The organism is Micromonospora sp. NPDC023966 (genome assembly GCF_040639095.1).
Lineage (GTDB): Bacteria > Actinomycetota > Actinomycetes > Mycobacteriales > Micromonosporaceae > Micromonospora.
In genome coordinates this window covers 34472-54616 of sequence record NZ_JBEZZJ010000038.1, presented here as the reverse complement: position 1 = coordinate 54616, position 20145 = coordinate 34472, and the positions used below count along the sequence as shown (strand labels likewise).

At 73.3% G+C, this 20145-nt stretch carries 23 protein-coding genes and 1 pseudogene; 13 read left to right on the top strand and 11 right to left on the bottom strand.

Going from position 1 to position 20145, the window contains the following annotated elements:
* The first annotated feature begins 112 nt into the window (after positions 1-112).
* Positions 113-1288 carry an ROK family transcriptional regulator gene (locus AB0F68_RS30255; protein WP_357344389.1) on the top strand — a complete coding sequence of 392 codons (1176 nt, stop codon included), beginning with the start codon at positions 113-115 and terminating at the stop codon, positions 1286-1288.
* 113 nt (positions 1289-1401) lie between these two features.
* Here AB0F68_RS30255 and AB0F68_RS30250 read toward each other — a convergent pair whose 3' ends face one another.
* Positions 1402-2412, bottom strand: a complete 1011-nt coding sequence (locus AB0F68_RS30250) for an ABC transporter permease subunit (RefSeq protein WP_357344387.1) — start codon at positions 2410-2412, stop codon at positions 1402-1404.
* Positions 2409-3413 carry an ATP-binding cassette domain-containing protein gene (locus AB0F68_RS30245; RefSeq protein ID WP_357344385.1) on the bottom strand — a complete coding sequence of 335 codons (1005 nt, stop codon included), beginning with the start codon at positions 3411-3413 and terminating at the stop codon, positions 2409-2411. Before AB0F68_RS30245 ends, AB0F68_RS30250 begins: the two co-directional genes overlap by 4 nt.
* Positions 3414-3488: 75 nt before the next feature.
* Between AB0F68_RS30245 and AB0F68_RS30240 the strand changes: the two genes are divergently transcribed.
* Both AB0F68_RS30240 and AB0F68_RS30235 read left to right on the top strand, forming a co-directional pair.
* The gene (locus AB0F68_RS30240) at positions 3489-4385 is read left to right on the top strand and encodes an ABC transporter ATP-binding protein (protein ID WP_357344420.1); all 897 of its coding nucleotides are present in this window, start codon (positions 3489-3491) and stop codon (positions 4383-4385) included.
* A gap of 20 nt (positions 4386-4405) precedes the next feature.
* Positions 4406-5305 (top strand): ribokinase, encoded by a 900-nt coding sequence (locus AB0F68_RS30235; protein WP_357344383.1) that lies wholly within the window; start codon positions 4406-4408, stop codon positions 5303-5305.
* On the opposite strand, the gene AB0F68_RS30230 is transcribed toward AB0F68_RS30235, so the two are convergent.
* Positions 5289-6275: a helix-turn-helix domain-containing protein gene (locus AB0F68_RS30230; RefSeq protein WP_357344381.1), complete on the bottom strand. Its 987-nt coding sequence runs from the start codon at positions 6273-6275 to the stop codon at positions 5289-5291. The genes AB0F68_RS30235 and AB0F68_RS30230 overlap by 17 nt on opposite strands.
* A gap of 71 nt (positions 6276-6346) precedes the next feature.
* On the opposite strand from AB0F68_RS30230, the gene AB0F68_RS30225 reads away from it, so the two are divergent.
* Complete coding sequence (locus AB0F68_RS30225; RefSeq protein WP_357344379.1) at positions 6347-6799, top strand: rhodanese-like domain-containing protein; 453 nt, start codon at positions 6347-6349, stop codon at positions 6797-6799.
* Positions 6800-6804: 5 nt separating this feature from the next.
* On the opposite strand, the gene AB0F68_RS30220 is transcribed toward AB0F68_RS30225, so the two are convergent.
* The 3 genes from AB0F68_RS30220 to tnpA form a co-directional block, all read right to left on the bottom strand.
* Complete coding sequence (locus tag AB0F68_RS30220) at positions 6805-7533, bottom strand: hypothetical protein (protein ID WP_357344377.1); 729 nt, start codon at positions 7531-7533, stop codon at positions 6805-6807.
* A 44-nt stretch (positions 7534-7577) separates the two neighbouring features.
* Positions 7578-8060 (bottom strand): DUF6232 family protein, encoded by a 483-nt coding sequence (locus tag AB0F68_RS30215; RefSeq protein ID WP_357344375.1) that lies wholly within the window; start codon positions 8058-8060, stop codon positions 7578-7580.
* Positions 8061-8311: 251 nt separating this feature from the next.
* The gene (gene tnpA / locus AB0F68_RS30210) at positions 8312-8728 is read right to left on the bottom strand and encodes an IS200/IS605 family transposase (protein WP_357344373.1); all 417 of its coding nucleotides are present in this window, start codon (positions 8726-8728) and stop codon (positions 8312-8314) included.
* 23 nt (positions 8729-8751) lie between these two features.
* Here tnpA and AB0F68_RS30205 point away from each other — a divergent pair, with 23 nt between their 5' ends.
* Both AB0F68_RS30205 and AB0F68_RS30200 read left to right on the top strand, forming a co-directional pair.
* Positions 8752-9921: a transposase gene (locus tag AB0F68_RS30205; RefSeq protein ID WP_357344371.1), complete on the top strand. Its 1170-nt coding sequence runs from the start codon at positions 8752-8754 to the stop codon at positions 9919-9921.
* A 24-nt stretch (positions 9922-9945) separates the two neighbouring features.
* A complete protein-coding gene (locus AB0F68_RS30200) occupies positions 9946-10362 on the top strand; it encodes a nuclear transport factor 2 family protein (RefSeq protein ID WP_357344369.1) in 417 nt (138 codons plus the stop codon).
* Here AB0F68_RS30200 and AB0F68_RS30195 read toward each other — a convergent pair.
* Complete coding sequence (locus AB0F68_RS30195) at positions 10308-10832, bottom strand: DUF6232 family protein (RefSeq protein ID WP_357344367.1); 525 nt, start codon at positions 10830-10832, stop codon at positions 10308-10310. The two genes, AB0F68_RS30200 and AB0F68_RS30195, sit on opposite strands and share 55 nt — an antisense overlap.
* Before the next feature lie 148 nt (positions 10833-10980).
* Between AB0F68_RS30195 and AB0F68_RS30190 the strand changes: the two genes are divergently transcribed.
* The 3 genes and pseudogenes from AB0F68_RS30190 to AB0F68_RS30180 form a co-directional block, all read left to right on the top strand.
* Positions 10981-11754 (top strand): enoyl-CoA hydratase-related protein, encoded by a 774-nt coding sequence (locus tag AB0F68_RS30190; protein ID WP_357344365.1) that lies wholly within the window; start codon positions 10981-10983, stop codon positions 11752-11754.
* 106 nt (positions 11755-11860) lie between these two features.
* Positions 11861-13483, top strand: a complete 1623-nt coding sequence (locus tag AB0F68_RS30185) for an acetolactate synthase (RefSeq protein ID WP_357344363.1) — start codon at positions 11861-11863, stop codon at positions 13481-13483.
* Positions 13484-13536: 53 nt separating this feature from the next.
* Positions 13537-13803: pseudogene (locus tag AB0F68_RS30180) on the top strand (ABC transporter permease); the annotation flags it as partial.
* A 25-nt stretch (positions 13804-13828) separates the two neighbouring features.
* Here AB0F68_RS30180 and AB0F68_RS30175 read toward each other — a convergent pair.
* From AB0F68_RS30175 to AB0F68_RS30160, 4 genes are read right to left on the bottom strand one after another with little or no spacing between them, the layout of a single operon-like run.
* Positions 13829-14236: a PLDc N-terminal domain-containing protein gene (locus AB0F68_RS30175; protein WP_357344361.1), complete on the bottom strand. Its 408-nt coding sequence runs from the start codon at positions 14234-14236 to the stop codon at positions 13829-13831.
* A 28-nt stretch (positions 14237-14264) separates the two neighbouring features.
* A complete protein-coding gene (locus AB0F68_RS30170; RefSeq protein ID WP_357344359.1) occupies positions 14265-14564 on the bottom strand; it encodes a DUF202 domain-containing protein in 300 nt (99 codons plus the stop codon).
* Positions 14561-14947 (bottom strand): DUF202 domain-containing protein, encoded by a 387-nt coding sequence (locus AB0F68_RS30165; RefSeq protein WP_357344356.1) that lies wholly within the window; start codon positions 14945-14947, stop codon positions 14561-14563. Before AB0F68_RS30165 ends, AB0F68_RS30170 begins: the two co-directional genes overlap by 4 nt.
* An 8-nt stretch (positions 14948-14955) precedes the next feature.
* Complete coding sequence (locus AB0F68_RS30160) at positions 14956-16326, bottom strand: transposase (protein ID WP_357344354.1); 1371 nt, start codon at positions 16324-16326, stop codon at positions 14956-14958.
* Between the two features lie 151 nt (positions 16327-16477).
* On the opposite strand from AB0F68_RS30160, the gene AB0F68_RS30155 reads away from it, so the two are divergent.
* From AB0F68_RS30155 to AB0F68_RS30140, 4 genes are all read left to right on the top strand, one after another.
* Positions 16478-17275 carry a GNAT family N-acetyltransferase gene (locus tag AB0F68_RS30155; protein WP_357344353.1) on the top strand — a complete coding sequence of 266 codons (798 nt, stop codon included), beginning with the start codon at positions 16478-16480 and terminating at the stop codon, positions 17273-17275.
* A gap of 2 nt (positions 17276-17277) precedes the next feature.
* On the top strand, positions 17278-17682 hold the full coding sequence (locus AB0F68_RS30150) for a hypothetical protein (RefSeq protein WP_357344351.1): 405 nt from the start codon (positions 17278-17280) through the stop codon (positions 17680-17682).
* A 389-nt stretch (positions 17683-18071) separates the two neighbouring features.
* A complete protein-coding gene (locus AB0F68_RS30145; RefSeq protein WP_357344349.1) occupies positions 18072-18851 on the top strand; it encodes an electron transfer flavoprotein subunit beta/FixA family protein in 780 nt (259 codons plus the stop codon).
* Positions 18852-18862: 11 nt separating this feature from the next.
* On the top strand, positions 18863-19822 hold the full coding sequence (locus AB0F68_RS30140; RefSeq protein WP_357344347.1) for an electron transfer flavoprotein subunit alpha/FixB family protein: 960 nt from the start codon (positions 18863-18865) through the stop codon (positions 19820-19822).
* The last annotated feature ends 323 nt before the right edge of the window (positions 19823-20145 follow it).

Sequence of the window (20145 nt, the reverse complement as noted above, 5' to 3'; positions counted from 1 at the left end):
CCCTTTCCCTGCCGGGTCGTCCGACGGCCCCGGATGGGGGCGGCCGATACGCTACGGACACCTCGGCAGGCGTTTTGTGGTTAGAGACCTTACTGAAAATTGAGGACGTGGCATGAGTGCGACCCGGCTGCCCGGCACCCCCCGACTGTTGCGGGCGCTCAACGATCGCGCGGCGCTGGAGCTGCTGCTCGAGCAGGGGCCACTGACCCGGGCGCGGATCGGCGAGCTGACCGGGCTCTCCAAGGTCACCGCGTCCCAGCTCGTCGAACGGCTGGAGGAACGCGGCCTGGTCACCCGGGTCGGCGAGCAGGCCGGCGGGCGGGGCCCGAACGCCCAGCTCTACGCGGTCCGCCCGGGCAGCGCGTACGTGGTCGGGGTGGATGTCGGCGCCGAGCGCGTGGTGGCCGCCTGCGCCGACATCACCGGTGCGGTGCTGGGCCGGGTCGAGCAGTCCACGAGGGACACCGACGACCCGGTCGGCGTGGTGCACAACGCGGTGGTCCGGGCGGCCAGCAGCGCCGGGGCGGAGCTGTCCAGCGTGCGGCGGATCGTGCTGGGCACCCCCGGCCTGGTCGACCCGGGCACCGGCGACATCACCTTCGCGTTCAACCTGCCGCGCTGGCACCGCGGCCTGCTCGCCGCGCTCCGCGAGGACCTGCACACCCCGGTGGTCTTCGAGAACGACGTGAACCTGGCCGCCGTGGCCGAGGCCCAGTCCGGCGCGGCTCAGGGCACGGCGGACTTCGTGCTGGTCTGGCTGGACGCCGGTGTCGGCCTGGCGATCATGCTGGGCGGGCGGCTGCACCACGGCAGCAGCGGCGCGGCCGGCGAGATCGGCTACCTGCCGGTGCCCGGCGTACCCATCCCGCGCGATGTGTCGAAGCGGGCCAAGCCGGCGTTCCAGCAGCTCGCGGGGGCCGATGCGGTCCGCGCGGTGGCCGCCGAGCACGGCTTCGCCGAGGCCGGCGCGGCCGACGCGGTGCGCGCGGCCATCGCCGCGGGCACCGCGGGCGGAGCGATGCTGGACGAACTGGCCCGCCGGCTGGCGCTCGGGGTGGCGAGCACCTGCGTGGTGCTCGACCCGCCGTTGGTGGTGCTGGCGGGCGAGGTGGGGCGGGCCGGCGGTGCGGCGCTGGCCGAGCGGGTGCAGCACGAGGTCGCTGCGATCACCCTGGTCCGGCCGCGGGTGGTGAGCACCGGGCTGACCGAGGAGCCGATCCTGCGCGGCGCGCTGCGCACCGCCCTGGACGCCGTGCGCGACGAGGTGTTCGGCTCGACGGTCGGCTGACCGCCGGCCCGTCGTCCCCCACGCCGCCATGTGAAGGAATTCTTCACGAGGCGGCCAGCCTCTGCAAGGAGTTGACGGTGCGGCCCCCGGGCCGGGGGCCGCACCGTCGCGGCTCAGACCAGGTCTCGGCGGCGGAACACCGCGAAGGCCGCCACGACCAGGGCAGCGGTCAGGGCGAGCAGGACCACCAGCCCCGGCGCCCAGCCCAGCGTGTAGGAGCCGTCGCAGAAGCCCGTGACGCCACCGTCGCAGGCGGTACCGTCCCAGAACTGGACCTCGCCGCCGAGCCAGGCCGCCAGGTAGCTGGAGAGCATGAACCGCTCCGGCCGGGCCACCGACAGGATCTGGAACACCAGCCGGGCGCCCAGCTCCCACACCACCAGGTAGGCGGCCACCGTGCCGAGCGCCGCCGAGGTGTGCCGGCCCAGCGTGGCCATGGCGAAACCGAGCGCCCCGGCGAGCAGCACCAGCACCAGGCCCCGCACCCAGACGGCACCGAGCGACGACCAGAAGTCGCCACCGAGCCGGCCGGCGAGCCCGGACGCCTGGCCGATCAGCCAGAACACCCCGAGGTACGCCACCGACGCCACCGCGGAGAGCCCGAGCAGCCCGCCGAGCAGCGTGCCCAGCTTCGCGCCGAGCACCGCGAACCGGCGCGGTCGCCAGAGCAGCAGGTTGACCACGCCGCCCGAGTTCAGGTCGGCGCCGATGTAGGAGGCGCCGACCAGGAACCCGAACATCGCCAGGAACGCGATCAGGAAATAGAGCAGCGGCTCGGCCTCGTTGGCGAAGACGAACACCCCGCTGAGGTAGTCGGAGGGGGCGGGCAGCCGCTCCATCAGGGCCGGGTCGATCTGCGCGCAGTCCCGGGGCAGGTAGTCGTTCTCGTCCGGCATCACGGTGCCCGCCTTGATCCGCAGGCAGCGGTCGTGCGCCAGCTCCAGGTTGCGCACCTCCTCGGCGGCCTGCGCCTGGGCCCGGCTCAGCTCCACCGGGGTGGGCCGGTGCGAGCCGGCCAGCGTGGTCGCCACGGTCACCGCGAAGGCGACCGCCAGCAGCAGCACCATGAGCTGCACGAAGCGGCGGGCGGCCAGCCGCTCCAGCTCGGCACGGACCAGGTTCACGCGTCCACCTCCCGGCTCTCCCGGACGTCCAGGTCGATCACTCCGTCGAACGGCGGGGCCCCGTCCACCTGGCGGGGCAGCGCCGGGTGCGGATGGTCGCCGGTCAGCTCCAGGAAGACGCTCTCCAGATCCGGCCGCAGCGGGATCAGCTCGCGTACCCAGAGGCCCTGCTCGCCCAGCGTGCGGCTGATCAGCTCGGGGTCGACGACCCCGGTCACCACCAGGTGGTCGGGATGGGCGGTCACCGCCAGCCCGGAGCGGCCGAGCAGCTCCACGGCCCGCTCGGGCTCGGCCACCCGGACCTGCCACTGGTGCTGGTCGAAGCCGGCCAGCACCTCGTCCACCGGCCCGTACCCGACCCGCCGGCCCTGGCTGATGATCGTCACGTGGTCGCAGATGAGCTGGATCTCGGCCAGGATGTGGCTGGAGAGCAGCACGGTCACCCCGGCCGCGGCGAGCGACCGCATCAGGTCCCGCATCTCCCGGATGCCGGCCGGGTCCAGGCCGTTCGCCGGCTCGTCCAGGATCAGCAGCTCCGGGTCCTTCAACAGCGCCGAGGCGACCGCAAGCCGCTGCTTCATGCCCAGCGAGTAGCCCTTCACCCGCTCGTCGCCCCGCTCCCGCAGGCCGACCTGCTCCAGCACCTCGTCGACCCGGGTGGTGGGCACGCCGCTGGCCAGCGCCAGCAGCCGCAGCGTCCGGTGGGCGGTGAAGTTGCCGAAGAACTGTGGGCTCTCCACGATCGCGCCGACCCGCCCGGCCACGTCGGACAGCCGCTCCGGGGAAGTGGCCCCGAGCACGCTCATCCGGCCCGCGTCGGCCCGGACCAGCCCGAGCAGGGCGCGCAGCGTGGTGGTCTTCCCCGAGCCGTTGGGCCCCAGGAAGCCGTGGACCTGCCCGGCCTCGACCAGCAGGTCGAAGCCGTCGACGGCGACCCGGCGTCCCTGACGCAGGGTGTGGAACGTCTTGCGGAGACCGGCGATCTCGATGACCGCGCTCATCCGCATGCCTCCCGGCAGCGGTCCGGCATTCGGTGTCCTCCCGAGATGGTGACCAACGACACGGCGCCCCACCCTATGGCCGCGACGCCGCCCGTGGGGGGCACCGGGCCGGCTGCGTGGTTGGATGGCAGCGTGACTGGTGACCTGATCCCCGGCGCCGCCGGCGCCCCCGCCCCCTCACCCGTGGACGCGGATCTGGTGGTCAGCCTCGACGGGGTCGGCGTCAGGCGCTCCGGCAGCGCGTTGCTCCAGGACGTCGACTGGCGGGTCGAGCTGGACGAACGCTGGGTGGTGCTCGGCCCGAACGGCGCCGGCAAGACCACCCTGCTCAACCTGGCCGCCGGCCGGCTGCACCCGACCACCGGCGCGGCGCACGTGCTCGGCGAGCGCATCGGCCGCACCGACGTCAACGAGCTGCGCACCCGGATCGGCCTCTCCACCGCCACCCTGGCCGAGCGGATCCCCACCGACGAGCGGGTCACCGACGTCGTGGTGACCGCGGCCTGGTCGGTGGTGGGCCGCTGGCGGGAGAGCTACGACCGCACCGACGAGGCGCGCGCTCGGGCGCTGCTCGGCCAGCTCGGCGTCGCCCACCTCGCCGAGCGGACCTACGGCACGCTCTCCGAGGGCGAGCGCAAGCGGGTGCAGATCGCCCGGGCCCTGATGACCGACCCGGAGCTGCTGCTGCTCGACGAGCCGGCCGCCGGGCTCGACCTGGGTGGCCGTGAGGACCTGGTCGCCCGGCTCGCCGAGCTGGCGTACGACCCGGATGCCCCGGCCATGGTGCTGGTGACCCACCACGTCGAGGAGATCCCGCCGGGCTTCACCCACGCGCTGCTGCTGCGCGAGGGGGGCGTCGTGGCGCAGGGCCTGATCGCCGAGACGCTCACCGCCGACAACCTGTCGAAGACGTTCGGCCTGCCGCTGGTCGTCGCGCGGGCCGGCGAGCGCTGGACCGCGCGCGCCGCCTGAGCCCGACGGGAGACGACGCCGTGCAGCAGACCCGGGTCGCCGTGGTGGGCAGCGCGAACATGGACCTGGTCGGCATCGCCGCCGCGCTGCCCCGGCCCGGGGAGACGGTGCTCGGCAGCGACTTCGTCATGCTGCCCGGCGGCAAGGGCGCCAACCAGGCCGTCGCGGCCGTGCGGGCCGGCGCCTCCTGCGTCTTCCTCGGCGCGATCGGCTCCGACGCCTTCGGGGTCACCCTCAAGGCCCGGATCACCGCGGCCGGCGTCGACACCGGCCACCTCCGGGTGGTGTACGGCTCGTCCGGCGTCGCCCTGGTCATGGTCGGCGGCGCCGGGGAGAACGCCATCCTGGTCACCCCGGGCGCCAACGACGGGTTCACCGGCCTCACCGAGGGCGAGCTGGCCGCCGTACGCGAGGCGGACGTGCTGGTCGCGCAGCTCGAGGTGCCAGTCGAGACGGTGACCGCGGCGGCTCTGGCGGCCCGGTCGGCCGGCACCCGGGTGGTGCTCAACGCGGCGCCGGCCCGGCCGGTGCCGGCGGAGCTGCTGGCCGCGACCGACCTGCTGGTGGTGAACGAGACCGAGGCGCACGCGCTCACCGGCCGGGGCCCCGACGAGCCGGCGGCGCTGCTGGAACTGGTGCCCCGGGCGGTGCTCACCCTCGGCGGCCACGGCGCCTGGTACGTCGAGCGCGACCGGCCGGCGGTGCACGTCCCGGCCGTGAAGGTCGACGTGGTCGACTCCACCGCCGCCGGCGACGCCTTCACGGCCGCCCTCGCGGTGGCCTGGGGCGAGGGGCGCGAGCTGGTCGAGGCGGTGCACTGGGCGGCGGCGGCCGGGGCGGCCTGCGTCCGCAAGCTGGGCGCCTCGGTGGCGCTGCCCCGCCGGGTGGAGATCGACGAGCTGTTCAGCCGGCCGGTCTGACCTCGGCGGCGCCGGCCCGGAACGCCCGCCGGTACGCCGACGGCGACGTCCGCATGGCCCGGCCAAAGTGGTGCCGGTAGGTGACCGGGCTGTCGAAGCCCACCGCCGCCGCGATCTCGGCCACCGGGGCGTCGGTCGTCTCCAGCAGCGCCAGGCTGGCCCGCACCCGCTGGTCGATCAGCCACCGGATCGGGCTGGTCCCGGTGGCCCGGGCGAAGTGCCGCAGGTAGCTGCGGGTCGACAGGTGCGCCTGCCGGGCCAGCGCCGCCACCGTCAGCGGCTCGGCCAGGTGGCGGACCGCCCAGGCCAGGCTCGCGGCGATCCGGTCGTCGTCCGGGTCGACGCTCACCGGCGCCTCGATGAACTGGGCCTGCCCGCCGTCGCGGTGCGGCGGGATCACCAGCCGGCGGGCCACCGCGTTGGCGACCGCCGCGCCGAAGTCGCGCCGGACCACGTGCACGCAGAGGTCCAGCCCGGCGGCGCTGCCCGCGCTGGTGAGGATGTCGCCGTCATCGAGGTAGAGCACGTCGGGGTCGACGGTGACCGTCGGGTGGCGGCGGGCCAGCAGGTCGGCGTACCGCCAGTGGGTGGTGGCCCGCCGGCCGTCGAGCAGGCCGGCGCCGGCCAGGGCGAAGGCGCCGGAGCAGATCGACATGAGCCGGGCGCCCCGGCGGTGCGCCCGGCGCAGCGCGGCCACCAGCTCCGGCGACGGGTCGACGGTCACGTCCGGCACCCCGGGCAGGATCACCGTGCCGGCCGCGGCGAGGGTGTCCAGGCCGTACGGGGTGTGCAGGGCGGCCCCGCCAACGACCGGCACCGGCCCGGGACGCTCCGCGCAGACGGTGAGCCGGTACCAGTCGACCTCCAGCTCGGGCCGGGGCAGCCCGAACACCTCGGTCACGATGCCGGTCTCGAAGACCGACATCCCCGGGTACGCGAGCACCGCCACGGACCGGTCGACGGAGGTCATGGCGGGATGTTAGCGAAGGACGGCGATCACGCCACTCCCGCCGGTGTCCCGAGGGGCCGCAGGATCGGGGCATGACCTTCTCCGTGCCGCCGGCCGACCCGGCGACCGCCGCCGCCCACTTCCACGCCCGACTGAGCTTCGAGACCGACGTCAGCGACGTGCACGCCGCGCTGGAGGCCGCCACACCCGGGCTGGTGGTGGTCGACTCCCGGGGCGACGCCGCCTGGCGGCAGGGCCACCTGCCGGGCGCCCTGCACCTGCCCACCGCCGAGATCGCCACCCGGGGCGCCGAGCTGGTGCCGGCCGGGTCGACGGTCGTGACGTACTGCTGGGGGCCGGGCTGCAACGGCGCGACCCGGGCGGCGCTGGAGTTCGCCCGGCTCGGCCGGCCGGTGAAGGAGATGATCGGCGGCTTCGAGTACTGGGCGCGGGAGGGGCTGCCGGTGGTCACCCCGACCGGCACGGTGCGCCGCCGGGTGGACGAGCTGACCGCGCCCCGGTCGGCGATCTCCTGCGACTGCTGACCGGGTCAGTCGACCGGCTCGTCGGCGAGGCGTTCGCCCCGCCGGCGCAGCATGCCGAGCCCGGGGATGCCGGCCACCGCCAGCTTGAGGTCGCGGGTGACGGCCAGCAGGTCGTGCAGGTCCGGGCCGACCCGGTCCAGGGTGGCCAGGATCGGCAGCACGTCCGAGGTCAGGTGCTCCTTCAGCTTCGGCAGCTCGTCGACCAGCCGGATCGCCGCGGTCACCTCCTCCGGGGTGAGCTGCTCGATGAACCGGCTCGCCATGGGCGCACCCCGGCGCAGCGCCGGCTCGTACGCGCCCAGCAGTTCGGCCGCGGTGCCGGCCGCCTCCTCGGCGACGACCACCGTGCCGGCGGCCCGGGCGGCCACCGCGTCGGCCTCGGCGACCAGGGTCGCCGCCGCCCGGGCCACCCGGTCGGCCTCGCCCACCACGGTGGCGGCGGCCGTGGCGACGTCGGTGGCGGTCCCGATCGCCTCGGTGGCCGCGGCGCTGATCACGGCCACCTCCCGGACCGCGGCGTCCGCGTCGTCGAGCACCCGGTCGGTGCGGTCCAGGGTGCCCTCGATCCGGTCGACCACCCCGTTGATCCGTCGCAGCAGCGCCTCCACCTCGTCGAGCACCGCAAAGGCGCGGGCGGGCACGGCGGCGAACGCGGCGGCCGAGCCGAACGCCTGGTCCAGGGCGGAACGGGTGAGCCCGACGACGGCGCCGGGGCGGGGGAGGGGAATCGCCATGCCACCCAGTGTGCGTTCCGCCGGCCAGGACCGCCCGTCGGCGATCAGCGGTGGTCGCCCTGCTGCTCGACGGCGCGCTGCACGGCCCGGTAGATCTGGCCGAACCGCAGCGCGTCGGGCGTGCGCAGCAGCAGCACCTCCCGCCCGTGGTGCTGCACCCAGAGCTCGTGCACCCGGTTGCCCCGCTCGTAGGAGCGGTCCAGCCAGCCCAGCGGCACCTCCAGGAACGGGGTCAGGGCCAGCCCGACCACCACGAAGGCGGCCAGGATGACCAGCGCCAGCTTCCAGTCGCCCCGGTCCTGCGCGGCCCAGGCCAGCGAGAGCACGCAGACCAGCGCCACGAGCGGCGGCAGCGACAGCAGCAGGACCAGCACGCCGCGCCCCAGGACCCGGCCCCGCACCGCCAGGGTGGTCGCGCCGCGGGCGTGCCAGACGTACGTGACGTCGGCGAGCGCGACGACGTGTCCGCCGGCGTGGATGACCTCGGAGGTGACCTGTACCGCGTCGTCCCGGTAATAGAGGGTCATCACTCAGCCTAACCGCCCAGAGTCCAGAGGGGACGGTGTGCGGCGGCGCGCCCCGGCGGGGCAGGGCAGTGGGGACGGGGGTCGCCCGGGGTAGCGTCCCGGCATGGCGGACCGGGACCGGACCGAGGCGGCCAGCACTGAGCAGGAGCGCAACGTCGAGGTGGTCCGGCGCTACCTAGATGCGGGTCAGTGCTCCGCCCTTCAGGGGGTGGGCTCGGACCTAACCGGCCCTCCCACGCAAGCCTTGGGTTCTAGCCTGGCCGGTTCTGCTGTTCGATGTACTGGTGCAGGATGGTCAGGGGTGCGCCGCTGACGGACCCAGCGAAGTACGAGGCCGACCAGAGCCTGTTGGCCTGGTAGTAGTGGCGGCCCAGGTCGGGGAACTCCTGCCGCATCCGCCGCGAGGACACGCCCTTGAGGCTGTTGACCAGCTTCGACAGGGCAACCTTGGGCGGGAAGTTGACCAGTAGGTGCATGTGCTCGCCGTCGCCGTTGAACTCGATCAGTTCGCATTCGAAGTCGGCGCACACCGCCCGCATGATCTCCTCCAGGCGGGTCAGGTGCCGGTCGCCGAACACCTTGTGCCGAAACTTGGTCACGAAGACCAAGTAAGCGTGCAGGACGAAAACGCAGTGCCTGCCGCTCCGAATGTCCCCAATCTGTGTCATAGGCCGATGCCAGACTGTCCAACGTGCAGCTTCGGTATAACTACCGCGTCTACCCGACGCCCGCACAGCAGGAGGCGTTGGCTAGGGCGTTCGGGTGTGCGCGGGTTGTGTTCAACGATGGGCTGCGTATCCGCCAGTCGGCGCGCGAGGACGGGCTGCCGTACGTGTCTGACGGCGAGCTGTCCAAGCGGGTGATCACCGAGGCGAAGAAGACGCCCGAGCGTCAATGGCTGGGCGAGGTCTCGGCGGTGGTGCTCCAGCAGTCTATTGCTGACCTGAACACCGCCTACCGGAACTTCTTCTCCTCGCTGGCCGGCAAGCGCAAAGGCCGCAAGGTCGCCCCGCCCCGGTTTCGTTCGCGTAAGGACAACCGGCAGGCCATCCGGTTCACCGCCAATGCCCGGTTCAAGGTGCTGGACAGCGGTCGGCTGCGGCTGCCGAAGATCGGCGACCTGGCGGTGCGGTGGTCACGGCCACTACCGGCAGATCCCACCTCGGTCACGATCATCAAGGACGCGGCCGGGCGGTACTTCGCCTCGTTCGTGGTGGCCGCCCCCGACCAGCCGCTGCCCCGGGCCGGCAGCGAGGTGGGCATCGACCTGGGACTGACCCACTTCGCGGTGCTCTCGGACGGCACGAAGATCGCAGCGCCGAAATTCCTGCGCCGCGCCGCCCGCAAGCTGCGCGGACTGCAGCAGAACCTGTCCCGCAAGCGGCGGGGCAGCGCGAACCGCACCAAGGCCGTCGTCAAGGTCGCGAAGGCACACGCCCGGGTGGCCGACACCCGGCGGGACTGGCAGCACAAGCTCTCCACGACGATCATCCGCGACAACCAAGCGGTGTTCGTCGAGGACCTGTGCGTGGTTGGTCTCGGCCGCACTCGGCTGGCGAAGTCGGTGCACGACGCCGGCTGGGCGTCGTTCACAGCGATGCTGGAGTACAAGGCCGCCCGGGCCGGGCGGGCCTTCGCCAAGATCGACCGGTTCGCGCCGACGTCGCAGACGTGCTCGGCCTGCGGCCGGCTCGACGGACCCAAGCCGCTGTCCGTCCGGTCGTGGACCTGCCCGTGCGGGTCGGTCCACGACCGGGACGTCAACGCGGCCAAGAACATCCTCGCGGCGGGACGCGCCGAGAGCCTAAACGCCTGTGGAGCGCAGGTAAGACCGGCACCCCGTGCCGGCACCGCGCCGTGAAACAGGAATCCGCCCAGACGCCGCGTGTCCGACGCGCAGCGTGCAGGGAATCTTCGCCCTCTAGGGCGGAGAGAACGTCAACTGCGGACCTTCGTCACCAAGGACCTGGCCGAGCTGGCCGAGGTGGTCGCCGAGGACGTGGAGATCTACGGCTCGGGCACGGCGGTACGCGGCCGGCGGTATCCCGAGGCGGCCGTCTCCTCGCCCGGGTTGACCGTGCTCGACCAGGAGATCCTGGAGATCTTCGCGGCCGGGGACCGGGTGGTGGTCTCGATGGCGCAGACGTATCGGCGGGACGCCACGGGCGCCACCACGGTGCAGAGCGCCTGCAAGATGTACCGGCTGGCCGGCGGACGGATCGTCCAGTTCTGGGGCGAGCAGGACACCTACGGCCTGCTGCGCGGCCTCGGGCTGCTGCCCGACCGCCCGATCGCCTTCTGACCGGCCCGCTGACCGGGGGCCCCGCTCTCCATGGCCCGCTGCACCGCCCGGTAGATCTGGCCGAAGCGCAGCGCGTCGCCGGTGTGCAGCAGCCGCACCGGCCGGCCCCGCCAGCGCGCCCACATCTCCAGCTCCCGGCTGCCCCGGGCGTACGACCGGTCGAGGTGCTCGAAGAGCACGTCGGCGAGCGGCCCGACGCCGAGGCCGACCAGCACGGACGCCCCGACGATGGCGATCGTCACCACGGCGGAGCGGTGCAGCCAGACCGCCAGCCCGATGCCGAGCACGGCGGCTACCAGCGGGCCGGCGAGGGCCGCCCCGATCGCGCCCCGGCCGGCGAGCACCCGCCAGGAGCGGTTGCCCCGCCGGTGCCACACCATGCCCAGCTCGGCCAGGGGATAGCTGCGCCCGTCCACCCGGATGGCGGTGGAGGTGACCTGGACCGAACGGTCGTCGTAGTAGGTGATCATGGCCTCACTCCCGGGGAAGGGGCTGCGACAACTCCAGCTCGGCGCGTCTGACGCCGCGCAGCGACCTGGAGCCGTCGACACCACTGTTTACCCCAACGACCCTGGTCGTAAGGTTGGCACGCGACTTCGACGAGGAAGTGAGGGCAGCGTGGGCGAGTTCGTCAGGCTGGAAGTGAAGGACGGCATCGGCACCATCCGGCTGGAGCGGCCGCCGATGAACGCGCTCAACACTCAGGTGCAGGAGGAGTTGCGCGCCGCCGCCGCGGCGGCCACCGCCGACGCCGAGGTCCGCGCGGTCATCGTGTACGGCGGGGAGAAGGTCTTCGCCGCCGGCGCGGACATCAAGGAGATGGCGGACATGTCCTACGTGGACATGGCCGACCGGGCCGCCGACCTGTCCAGTGCCCTGGGCGCGATCGCCCGGATCCCCAAGCCGGTGGTCGCGGCGATCACCGGGTACGCCCTCGGTGGCGGTTGCGAGCTGGCCCTGGCCTGCGACTGGCGGATCGTGGCCGAGGACGCCAAGCTCGGCCAGCCGGAGATCAAGCTCGGCATCATCCCGGGCGCCGGCGGCACCCAGCGGCTGGCCCGCCTGGTCGGCCCGGCCCGCGCCAAGGACCTGATCATGACGGGCCGGATGGTCGACGCCGCGGAGGCGCTGCGGATCGGCCTGGCCGACCAGGTGGTCCCGGCCGCCGAGGTCTACGAGGCGGCCGTCGCCTACGTGAAGCCGTACCTGACCGGCCCGGTGCAGGCGCTGCGGGCGGCCAAGCTGGCCGTCGACGGCGGCCTGGACATGGACCTCAACTCCGGCCTGGCCTGGGAGAGCCAGCTCTTCGCGGCGCTGTTCGCCACCGACGACCGGCGCGAGGGCATGGCCGCGTTCGTGGAGAAGCGCAAGCCGGGCTTCACCGGCCGCTGAGCCGCCGATCCGGGTCGGCGGCGCTCCGCCGCCGACCCGAGAACGGTTCACATCCCGCCTACCGGCCAGTAGCGTGTGGCTCCGGTCATGACGAAGGGAAGTGGCGATGACGGAACGGGTCGAGGGGCACGGCGGCGAGCTGGCCCTCGCGGCGCTGCGCGCGCACGGCGTACGGGAGATGTTCACCCTCTCCGGCGGGCACGTCTTCCCGCTCTACGTCGCCGCGCACCGGACCGGCTTCCCGATCTACGACGTCCGGCACGAGCAGTCCGCCGTCTTCGCCGCCGAGGCGGTGGCCAAGCTCCAGCGTCGCCCCGGCCTGGCCGTGCTCACCGCCGGCCCCGGCGTCACCAACGGCGTCTCCGGCCTGACCAGCGCGTTCTTCAACGCCTCGCCGGTGCTGGTGCTCGGCGGGCGGGCCCCGCAGTTCCGCTGGGGCTCCGGCAGCCTGCAGGAGATGGACCACCTGCCGCTGGTCTCCCCGGTCACCAAGCACGCCGAGACGGTGTTCAGCGCCGACGACATCCCGCGCGCGGTCACGGCGGCGCTCACCGCCGCGCTCACCCCGCACCGCGGACCGGCCTTCCTCGACTTTCCCCTGGAGGCGGTCTTCTCGGTCGGCGAGGCCGACCTGCCCGCGGTCACCCCGCCGGCCCCGATCGAGGCGGACCCGGACGAGGTCGCCAAGGCCGCAGCCCTGATCGCCGGCGCGTCCCGACCGGTGATCATCGCCGGCTCCGACGTGTACGCGGGCGACGCCGTCGAGGCGCTGCGGGCCGCCGCCGAGTCCCTCCAGGTGCCGGTCTTCACCAACGGCATGGGCCGCGGCGCGCTGCCCCCGGAGCACCCGCTCGCCTTCGCCAAGGCCCGCCGGGTGGCGCTCAGGAACGCCGACGTGGTCGTGGTGGTCGGCACCCCGCTCGACTTCCGGCTCGGCTTCGGCGACTTCGGCGACGCGCAGGTGGTGCACGTAGTGGACGCACCCGCCCAGCGGGCCGGGCACGTCCAACCGACCGCCGCCCCCGCCGGTGACCTGCGGCTGATCCTCACCGGGTTCGCCGAGCACCCCGGCGACCGGGCCGACCACGCCGACTGGATCGCCCAGCTGCGCACGGCAGAGGACGCCGGGAAGGCGCGCGACGCGGAGGAGATGGCGGCCGAGACCGACCCGATCCGCCCGGCCCGGGTCTACGGCGAGCTGCGCAAGGTGCTCGCCCGGGACGCGATCACCATCGGCGACGGCGGCGACTTCGTGTCGTACGCCGGGAAGTACCTGGAGCCGGCCCAGCCCGGCACCTGGCTCGACCCCGGCCCGTACGGCTGCCTGGGCACCGGGATGGGCTACGCCATGGGCGCCCGGGTCAGCCACCCCGACCGGCAGATCTGCGTGCTGATGGGCGACGGCGCGGCCGGCTTCTCGCTGATGGACGTGGAATCCCTGGTCCGCCAGCGGCTCCCGGTGGTGATGGTGGTCGGCAACAACGGCATCTGGGGCCTGGAGAAGCACCCGATGCGGGCCATGTACGGCTACGACGTGGCCGCCGACCTCCAGCCCGGGCTGCGCTACGACAAGGTGGTCGAGGCGCTCGGCGGCGCCGGCGAGACGGTGGAGAAGGCCGCCGACCTCGGCCCGGCCCTGGCCCGCGCGTTCGACGCCGGCGTTCCGTACCTGGTCAACGTGCTGACCGACCCGGCCGACGCGTACCCCCGGTCGTCGAACCTGGCCTGACCCAAACGCCGCGACCGCCGTCGCCGGGGTGACCGGCGACGGCGGTCGCTCAGCGAGCCGGACAGGTGCAGATCTTCGGCTTCATGGTGATCTTCCCGCTCACCTTCACCAGCAACGCGTTCGTGCCGACCGACAAGATGCCGTCCTGGCTCCAGCACTGGGTGGAGATCAACCGGGCCACCATCCTGGCCGACGCGCTGCGCGGACTGCTGGTCTCCGGCCCGGTTGCCGGCCCGGTGGCCCGGTCGCTGATCTGGGCCGCCGTGCTGCTCGCCGTCTTCGCCCCGCTGGCGGTGCGGGCGCTCAGGCATCGAGTGTGACGGCCACCGCCTCGGGCGGCGGCGCTCAGACCTCCGGCCGGTCCCGCCCGTCCTCGCGGCGGCGCAGGTCCTCCTCGCGCCGGCGCAGGTCGTCCTCCCAGCGCCGGAGCAGCTCCTGGTCGTCCCGGCGGGCGCGCTCGCGAAGCGAGGAGAGGAACTCGGGGTCGTCATCGGGCGCGACCTGCCGGGGGCGGTGCTGCTCGGAGAAGCCGTTCCCCATCGGCCAGGCGGTCCGGGGCCGCCGGGCGCCGGCCTCCCGACCGGCGACGAACCAGGCGATCGAGCCGACAAGCGGGAAGAACAGGATGATCAGCACCCAGGCGACCCGGGGCAGCGCCCGGATCTCGCCCTCCTCGGCGGAGAGGCAGCTGATCAGCGCGCAGACGGCGAGCACGATCTGGGCCAGGAAGAGCAGCCCGTAGAGGCGAACCATGCCGGACATCATGGCGCACCGGGGACGGTCAGCGCAGCCCGCTCAGCACGTGCAGGACGCCCAGCAGCGCCAGCCCGGCCGTGGCCAGCGCGGTGAGCGGGATCGACCAGCGCCCCGCGCCCCGCAGCCCGACACCAGTGGCCCGGCGCCAGTCGACCGTCAGCACGCCCAGCCAGACGGCCACCGCCAGCCCGGCCAGCAGCGCGTCGAAGACGCGCCCGGTGAACGCCAGCCGGAGTTCCAGCACCAGGACGGCGGTGACCGCGAGCAGCGTCCGCCGCCAGGCCAGCCGGGTGCGTTCCGGTTGCAGCCCCGGATCCCGGCTCACCCCAGGCCCCGGACCAGCACGGCGACCACCAGCAGCAGCGCGCCGACCGCGACCACCAGGGCCAGCACGGCCGGGAAGCGGGACGCGGGCAGTTCCTCGCCCAGCCGGATGGCCCGCTCGGTGCGGGACCAGTGGTCCACCGCCCGAACCGCCACCGCGGCGCCCAGCAGCAGCAGGGCGACGGCGATCACCTCGCGCAGGTGGGCCAGCGGAAACCGCGGGAGGAACTGCGCGGCGGCCAGCCCGCCGGCGATCAGCGCCAGCCCGGTGCGCAGCCAGGCCAGGAAGGTCCGCTCGTTGGCCAGCGAGAAGCGGTAGTCCGGCGTGCTGCCGACCGACCGCAGCTCGCGCGGGTCGAACCAGCGCCTGATCGCCTCCCACACGTCGTCGATTATCCGTGCGGTTTCCACGAACTTTCACCGGTTGTCCGGTGGCGGGTGTGGATCCTCGCCGTTTGTGCGAGCGACTCCCCATTGTTGGTCGATGGGGCGGGCCTCCGCGGGCCAACTGATCCTCTCGCCGCCCGGGGGCGCCGGGGATCACGCCGAGACTGGCCGACACCGGGCAGGTGCCGGCCGACTCGACGGTGCGTGACCACCTCCGGCAGCACGATGGCTGTCGGGGTGTTGGGTCCGCCGCCCGGGGTGCGGGTGGCGATGATGGCGGCCGCGACGAGGTCGCGGTGCCCGGTGAGGTGGCAGCGCGGGCAGGACAGGCTCCGCCCGCGCGGTTTCGGGATGCGTCGCTGGCAGGTGGGGCAGGTGGAGGAGGTGCCGCGCTCATCCACGAGGTGGACGGTGATGCCGGCCCGGGTGGCCTTGTCGGTGAGGACTTGCAGGAGCCGGCCGATCTGCCACTGGCGTAGCCGCAGGTTGTGCCGTCGTCCTGCTTCGATGTCGAGGACCCCGCGTGGGTCACCGACGTGCAGCACCCCGACCCGCTCGCGTACGGCCCAGGAGACGACCGTGGCGGCGGCTTCGTGCTGGGCTTGACGGACCCGACGCCGGTGCCGACCTTCCACCAGCCGGGCGCGGCGGCGGTACTTGCGCCACCGCCGTGACCCCTTCTGCCCGGGCTTCGGCGCCCGCTGGGAAACCGCACGGCGGCGGGCTTTGGTGTCGGCGAGGTGCATGCGGTGTTCGGCGCGGATCGCCCGCCCGGACACCAACAGGCCCTCCCCGTCCGGGCCGGCGACCGCGTACGGGTGGATGATCCCCACATCCACCCCGGCTGCCCGGCCAGGGTCGGGCCCCTCACCCGGCGAATACACCGCCACCGGAACTTCAGCGGTCACGTCCAGGAACAGCCGGCCGCCCTCATACAGCAGGGTGACCGATCTGACTTGCTCCGGCGGATACGGCACCTCCCGCGCCAGGCGCAAATACAACGGCGGGTTGCCCTTGGCCGCCGGGATCCGCACCCGGCGCCCGTCAATGTTGAACGTGCCGTGATACCAGCGCACTGGCGTCAGGGCACGTCGGCGGCGCGGGAAGCGCGCCGACAGGTCACCGTCGCGGCGGCGTTTCGCCGCCGCGAACCAGGCATCCGAGAATCGACGCAACACCGACCGGGCACCTACGGTATCCAAGTCGCCGAACGTGCCCGGCCCCGACGCCGCCAGTTCGCGGCACAACTCCTGATAGCCCGCCAGCGGTGCGTCGTGGCGACGACGTCGCCAGGCGTTGACCTCGAGCACACACGCCCACAGGTCACTGGCCGAGCGCAGCAATCCGAAGCACCGCCGTCGCTGCCCCGGCGTCACCCGCAACGCCACACGTGCGGTGCGGTGAACAACCCGGGGCGCGGCAGGATCTCGACGACGAGGCACGAACTGAACCCAACACCACCCGTCCGACAATTCCCCACGAAGGTCGGCTGCCGGAAATTGGTAGACGCGCCAATAGCCTGGAGGGATGACCGATCTTGACGCGCGGAACCTGCGCGACGCGTATGACACCCAGATCCGTCCGGAGATCCCGGACCCGCTGCCGGCCGGGGTGACCGTCGACCGGGACGGCCCGCTGGTCCGGATCCTCGGCCTGGACAAGCGCGGCTTCATCACGTACCGGACGCTGGGCGGGCTGGCCGGCGCCGACCTGGACGCGCTGATCGCCCGGCAGGTCGAGTTCTTCCGCGACCGGGGCGAGTCGGTCGAGTGGAAGCTGAACGGGCACGACGAGCCGGCCGACCTGGGCGGCCGGCTGCGCGCCGCCGGCTTCGTGCCGGAGGACCTGGAGACCGTCGTGGTCGGCCCGGTCGCGGCCCTGGCCGCCGCCGTCCCGATGCCGCCCGAGGGGGTACGCCTGCGCGAGGTCACCTCCCGGGAGGACCTGGAACGGATCGCCGCCATGGAGGAGGCGGTCTGGAACGACGACCGGAGCCACCTGGTGACCGGGCTGGCCAGGGAGATCGAGGCCGACCCGCAGTCGATCACGATCGTGGTGGCCGAGGCGGGCGACACCGTGGTCAGCGCCGGTTGGGTGCGCTACCTGGCCGGCACCGGTTTCGCCACGCTCTGGGGCGGCTCGACGCTGCCGGAGTGGCGGGGCAGGGGCATCTACCGGGCGCTGGTGGCCTACCGGGCGCGGTTGGCCGACCAGCGCGGGAAGACCCTGCTGCAGGTGGACTGCTCGCCGGACAGCCGGCCCATCCTGGAGCGGCTCGGGCTCGTTGCGGTCACCACGACCACCCCGTACGTCTACACTCCGTGATCATGGAGCGGTTGACGGCGGACGAGCAGCTCACCCTCAAGACCGGCGCCTTCGGGGCCGTCTTCCTGGTCTCCAACGCGGTGCCCGGGATGCTGGCCATGGTGCGGGAGAGCATCGCCGCGTCCGGGGCGCTGGGCGATGCCAGCGGGGTGGTCAAGGAGGCGCTCACCACCGGCCCGCTGCCGCAGCTGCCGCGGGACTCGGCGCTGGAGATCGAGGCGACCGTGCTGCCGGCGCTGGGCCGGGCGGTGGAGATCCTCCGGACCAAGTCACCGGGGGACGTCGACGCGTACCGGTCGGTGGTGCTGGCCGCCGCCGACCGGGTGGCGCAGGCCCACCGGGGTGTCGCGCCCGCCGAGGCGGCGGTGATCGACAAGATCAGGCATGCGCTGGCGGAGCCGGCCTGACCGTCCCGGCCGACCAGAGTGCCCGCACGCTGGCCCGGACGCAGCGGTCACGGACCCGGCCGCAGGCACACCGGTAGGTGTCCGGGAGCATCCGGCGGCAGGCCCGGCGGCTGGTACGGGGGCCACCCGCCGCGTCCGGGGCCTGCGCCGAAACGCCCTTTTCCGACATGTCCGTCAATCCCATGTTTCGGGAGCTTACCCGGCGCGACGAAGCCCGGTGACCTGTGTCACTCTGAGGCACCGGAGAGCGGAAGCTACTTGCGGGTAACATTGCTTCGTGGGCAACTGCACAGCCCCGCGCGGTTGACCGAACGTTAAGCCACGCGCGAGGCTGCGCCCGTGACCGGGCGAGTGATCGCTACACCAAACAGGAGGGTCGTCGAAGCGCGATGAACATCGTCGTACTCGTCAAGCAGGTGCCCGATTCGGGCGCGGACCGCAACCTGCGTCCTGACGACAACACCGTCGACCGCGGTTCGGCGAACAACGTCATCAACGAGATGGACGAGTACGCCATCGAGGAGGCCTTGAAGATCAAGGAGGCCCACGGCGGCGAGGTCACCATCCTGACCATGGGTCCGGACCGGGCGACCGAGTCGATCCGCAAGGCGCTCTCCATGGGGCCGGACAAGGCCGTGCACGTGGTCGACGACGCCCTGCACGGGTCCTGCGCCGTGGCCACCTCGAAGGTGCTCGCCGCCGCCCTCGGCCAGCTGGGTGCCGACCTGGTCATCTGCGGCGCCGAGTCGACCGACGGCCGGGTCCAGGTCATGCCGCACATGATCGCCGAGCGGCTGGGCGTGGCCGCCCTGACCGGCGCGCGCAAGCTCACCGTCGACGGCGCCACCCTGACCGTCGAGCGGCAGACCGAGGAGGGCTACGAGGTGGTCACCGCCTCGACCCCGGCCGTCGTCTCCGTCTGGGACACCATCAACGAGCCGCGCTACCCGTCCTTCAAGGGCATCATGGCCGCCAAGAAGAAGCCGGTGCAGACGCTCTCCCTGGGTGACCTCGGCGTCGCCCCCGCCGAGGTGGGCTTCGACGGCGCCACCAGCGCCGTGCTCGAGCACACCAAGCGCCCGCCGCGCTCCGGCGGCACCAAGGTCACCGACGAGGGCGAGGGCGGCGTGAAGCTGGTCGAGTTCCTCGCCACCGAGAAGTTCGTGTGAGAGGTCTGGACATGTCTGAGGTTCTCGTCGTCGTCGAAGCCACCAAGGAATTCGGCGTCAAGAAGGTCACCCTGGAGATGCTCACCCTCGCCCGCGAGCTGGGCACCCCGAGCGCGGTCGTGCTCGGTGGCGCCGGCGCCGCCGAGGCGCTGAGCGCCAAGCTGGGCGAGTACGGCGCGGCGAAGGTCTACGCCGCCGAGGGTGACGAGATCGACGGCTACCTGGTGGCCCCGAAGGCCACCGTGCTGGCCGAGCTGGTCCGGCGGGTGCAGCCGGCCGCCGTGCTGCTCGCCTCCTCCCAGGAGGGCAAGGAGATCGCCGCCCGCCTGGCGGTGAAGCTGGACAACGGCATCCTGACCGACGTGGTGTCCCTCGCCGCCGACGGCACCGCCACCCAGGTCGCCTTCGCCGGCTCCACCATCGTCAAGTCCAAGGTCACCAAGGGCCTGCCGCTGGTCACCGTCCGGCCCAACTCGCTCAACCCGACCCCGGCCGCGGCCACCCCGGCCGTCGAGCAGCTCACCGTGTCGGTCTCCGACGCGGACAAGCTGGCCAAGGTCGTCGAGCGGGTCGCCGAGCAGAAGGGCTCCCGCCCCGAGCTCACCGAGGCGTCGGTGGTCGTCTCCGGTGGTCGGGGCGTCGGCAACGCCGACAACTTCAAGCTGGTCGAGGAGCTGGCCGACCTGCTCGGCGGCGCGGTCGGCGCGTCCCGCGCGGCCGTCGACTCCGGCTTCTACCCGCACCAGTTCCAGGTGGGCCAGACCGGCAAGACGGTCTCCCCGCAGCTCTACGTCGCGCTGGGCATCTCCGGCGCGATCCAGCACCGGGCCGGCATGCAGACCTCGAAGACGATCGTCGCGGTGAACAAGGACGGCGAGGCGCCGATCTTCGAGCTGGCCGACTTCGGTGTGGTCGGCGACCTGTTCAAGGTCGTCCCGCAGGCCGCCGAGGAGATCCGCAAGCGCAAGTGACCCCGTCACGACACGAGCCGCCGTCCGGTGATCCGGGCGGCGGCTCGCGTTCGTTGCGGCCCTTCCGTGCGGCGGAAGGGAGCTGATCGGCGGGCCGGGGAGCTGAGCCGGCCCGCCGATCAGCCCGTCAGGGGCGCCCCTCGGCGAGCTGTCGCAGAGTGGGCGGGCTTGGTGCTCCGCTCAGCGTACCCAAGAAGAACATCCATGGCGTCCGGGGATCGGCCAGACCCTGGGTACCCCGGAACGCCCGGGGAATTCGCCACGGGCGCGGGCAACCGCCGGTGCGTCCGAAGTGGCTCCCACCCCCTCGCGCCACCGGGACG

Bases quoted from the DNA above. Each gene is read 5' to 3' on its own strand.
- AB0F68_RS30145 (WP_357344349.1), top strand. From the start codon at position 18,072: ATGAACATCGTCGTACTCGTCAAGCAGGTGCCCGATTCGGGCGCGGAC.
- AB0F68_RS30230 (WP_357344381.1), bottom strand. From the start codon at position 6,275: ATGACCTCCGTCGACCGGTCCGTGGCGGTGCTCGCGTACCCGGGGATG.
- AB0F68_RS30220 (WP_357344377.1), bottom strand. From the start codon at position 7,533: ATGGCGATTCCCCTCCCCCGCCCCGGCGCCGTCGTCGGGCTCACCCGT.
- tnpA (WP_357344373.1), bottom strand. From the start codon at position 8,728: ATGACACAGATTGGGGACATTCGGAGCGGCAGGCACTGCGTTTTCGTC.
- AB0F68_RS30225 (WP_357344379.1), top strand. From the start codon at position 6,347: ATGACCTTCTCCGTGCCGCCGGCCGACCCGGCGACCGCCGCCGCCCAC.
- AB0F68_RS30150 (WP_357344351.1), top strand. From the start codon at position 17,278: ATGGAGCGGTTGACGGCGGACGAGCAGCTCACCCTCAAGACCGGCGCC.
- AB0F68_RS30255 (WP_357344389.1), top strand. From the start codon at position 113: ATGAGTGCGACCCGGCTGCCCGGCACCCCCCGACTGTTGCGGGCGCTC.
- AB0F68_RS30245 (WP_357344385.1), bottom strand. From the start codon at position 3,413: ATGAGCGCGGTCATCGAGATCGCCGGTCTCCGCAAGACGTTCCACACC.
- AB0F68_RS30140 (WP_357344347.1), top strand. From the start codon at position 18,863: ATGTCTGAGGTTCTCGTCGTCGTCGAAGCCACCAAGGAATTCGGCGTC.
- AB0F68_RS30240 (WP_357344420.1), top strand. From the start codon at position 3,489: ATGGCCGCGACGCCGCCCGTGGGGGGCACCGGGCCGGCTGCGTGGTTG.
- AB0F68_RS30155 (WP_357344353.1), top strand. From the start codon at position 16,478: ATGACCGATCTTGACGCGCGGAACCTGCGCGACGCGTATGACACCCAG.
- AB0F68_RS30175 (WP_357344361.1), bottom strand. From the start codon at position 14,236: ATGGTTCGCCTCTACGGGCTGCTCTTCCTGGCCCAGATCGTGCTCGCC.
- AB0F68_RS30215 (WP_357344375.1), bottom strand. From the start codon at position 8,060: ATGACCCTCTATTACCGGGACGACGCGGTACAGGTCACCTCCGAGGTC.
- AB0F68_RS30185 (WP_357344363.1), top strand. From the start codon at position 11,861: ATGACGGAACGGGTCGAGGGGCACGGCGGCGAGCTGGCCCTCGCGGCG.
- AB0F68_RS30195 (WP_357344367.1), bottom strand. From the start codon at position 10,832: ATGATCACCTACTACGACGACCGTTCGGTCCAGGTCACCTCCACCGCC.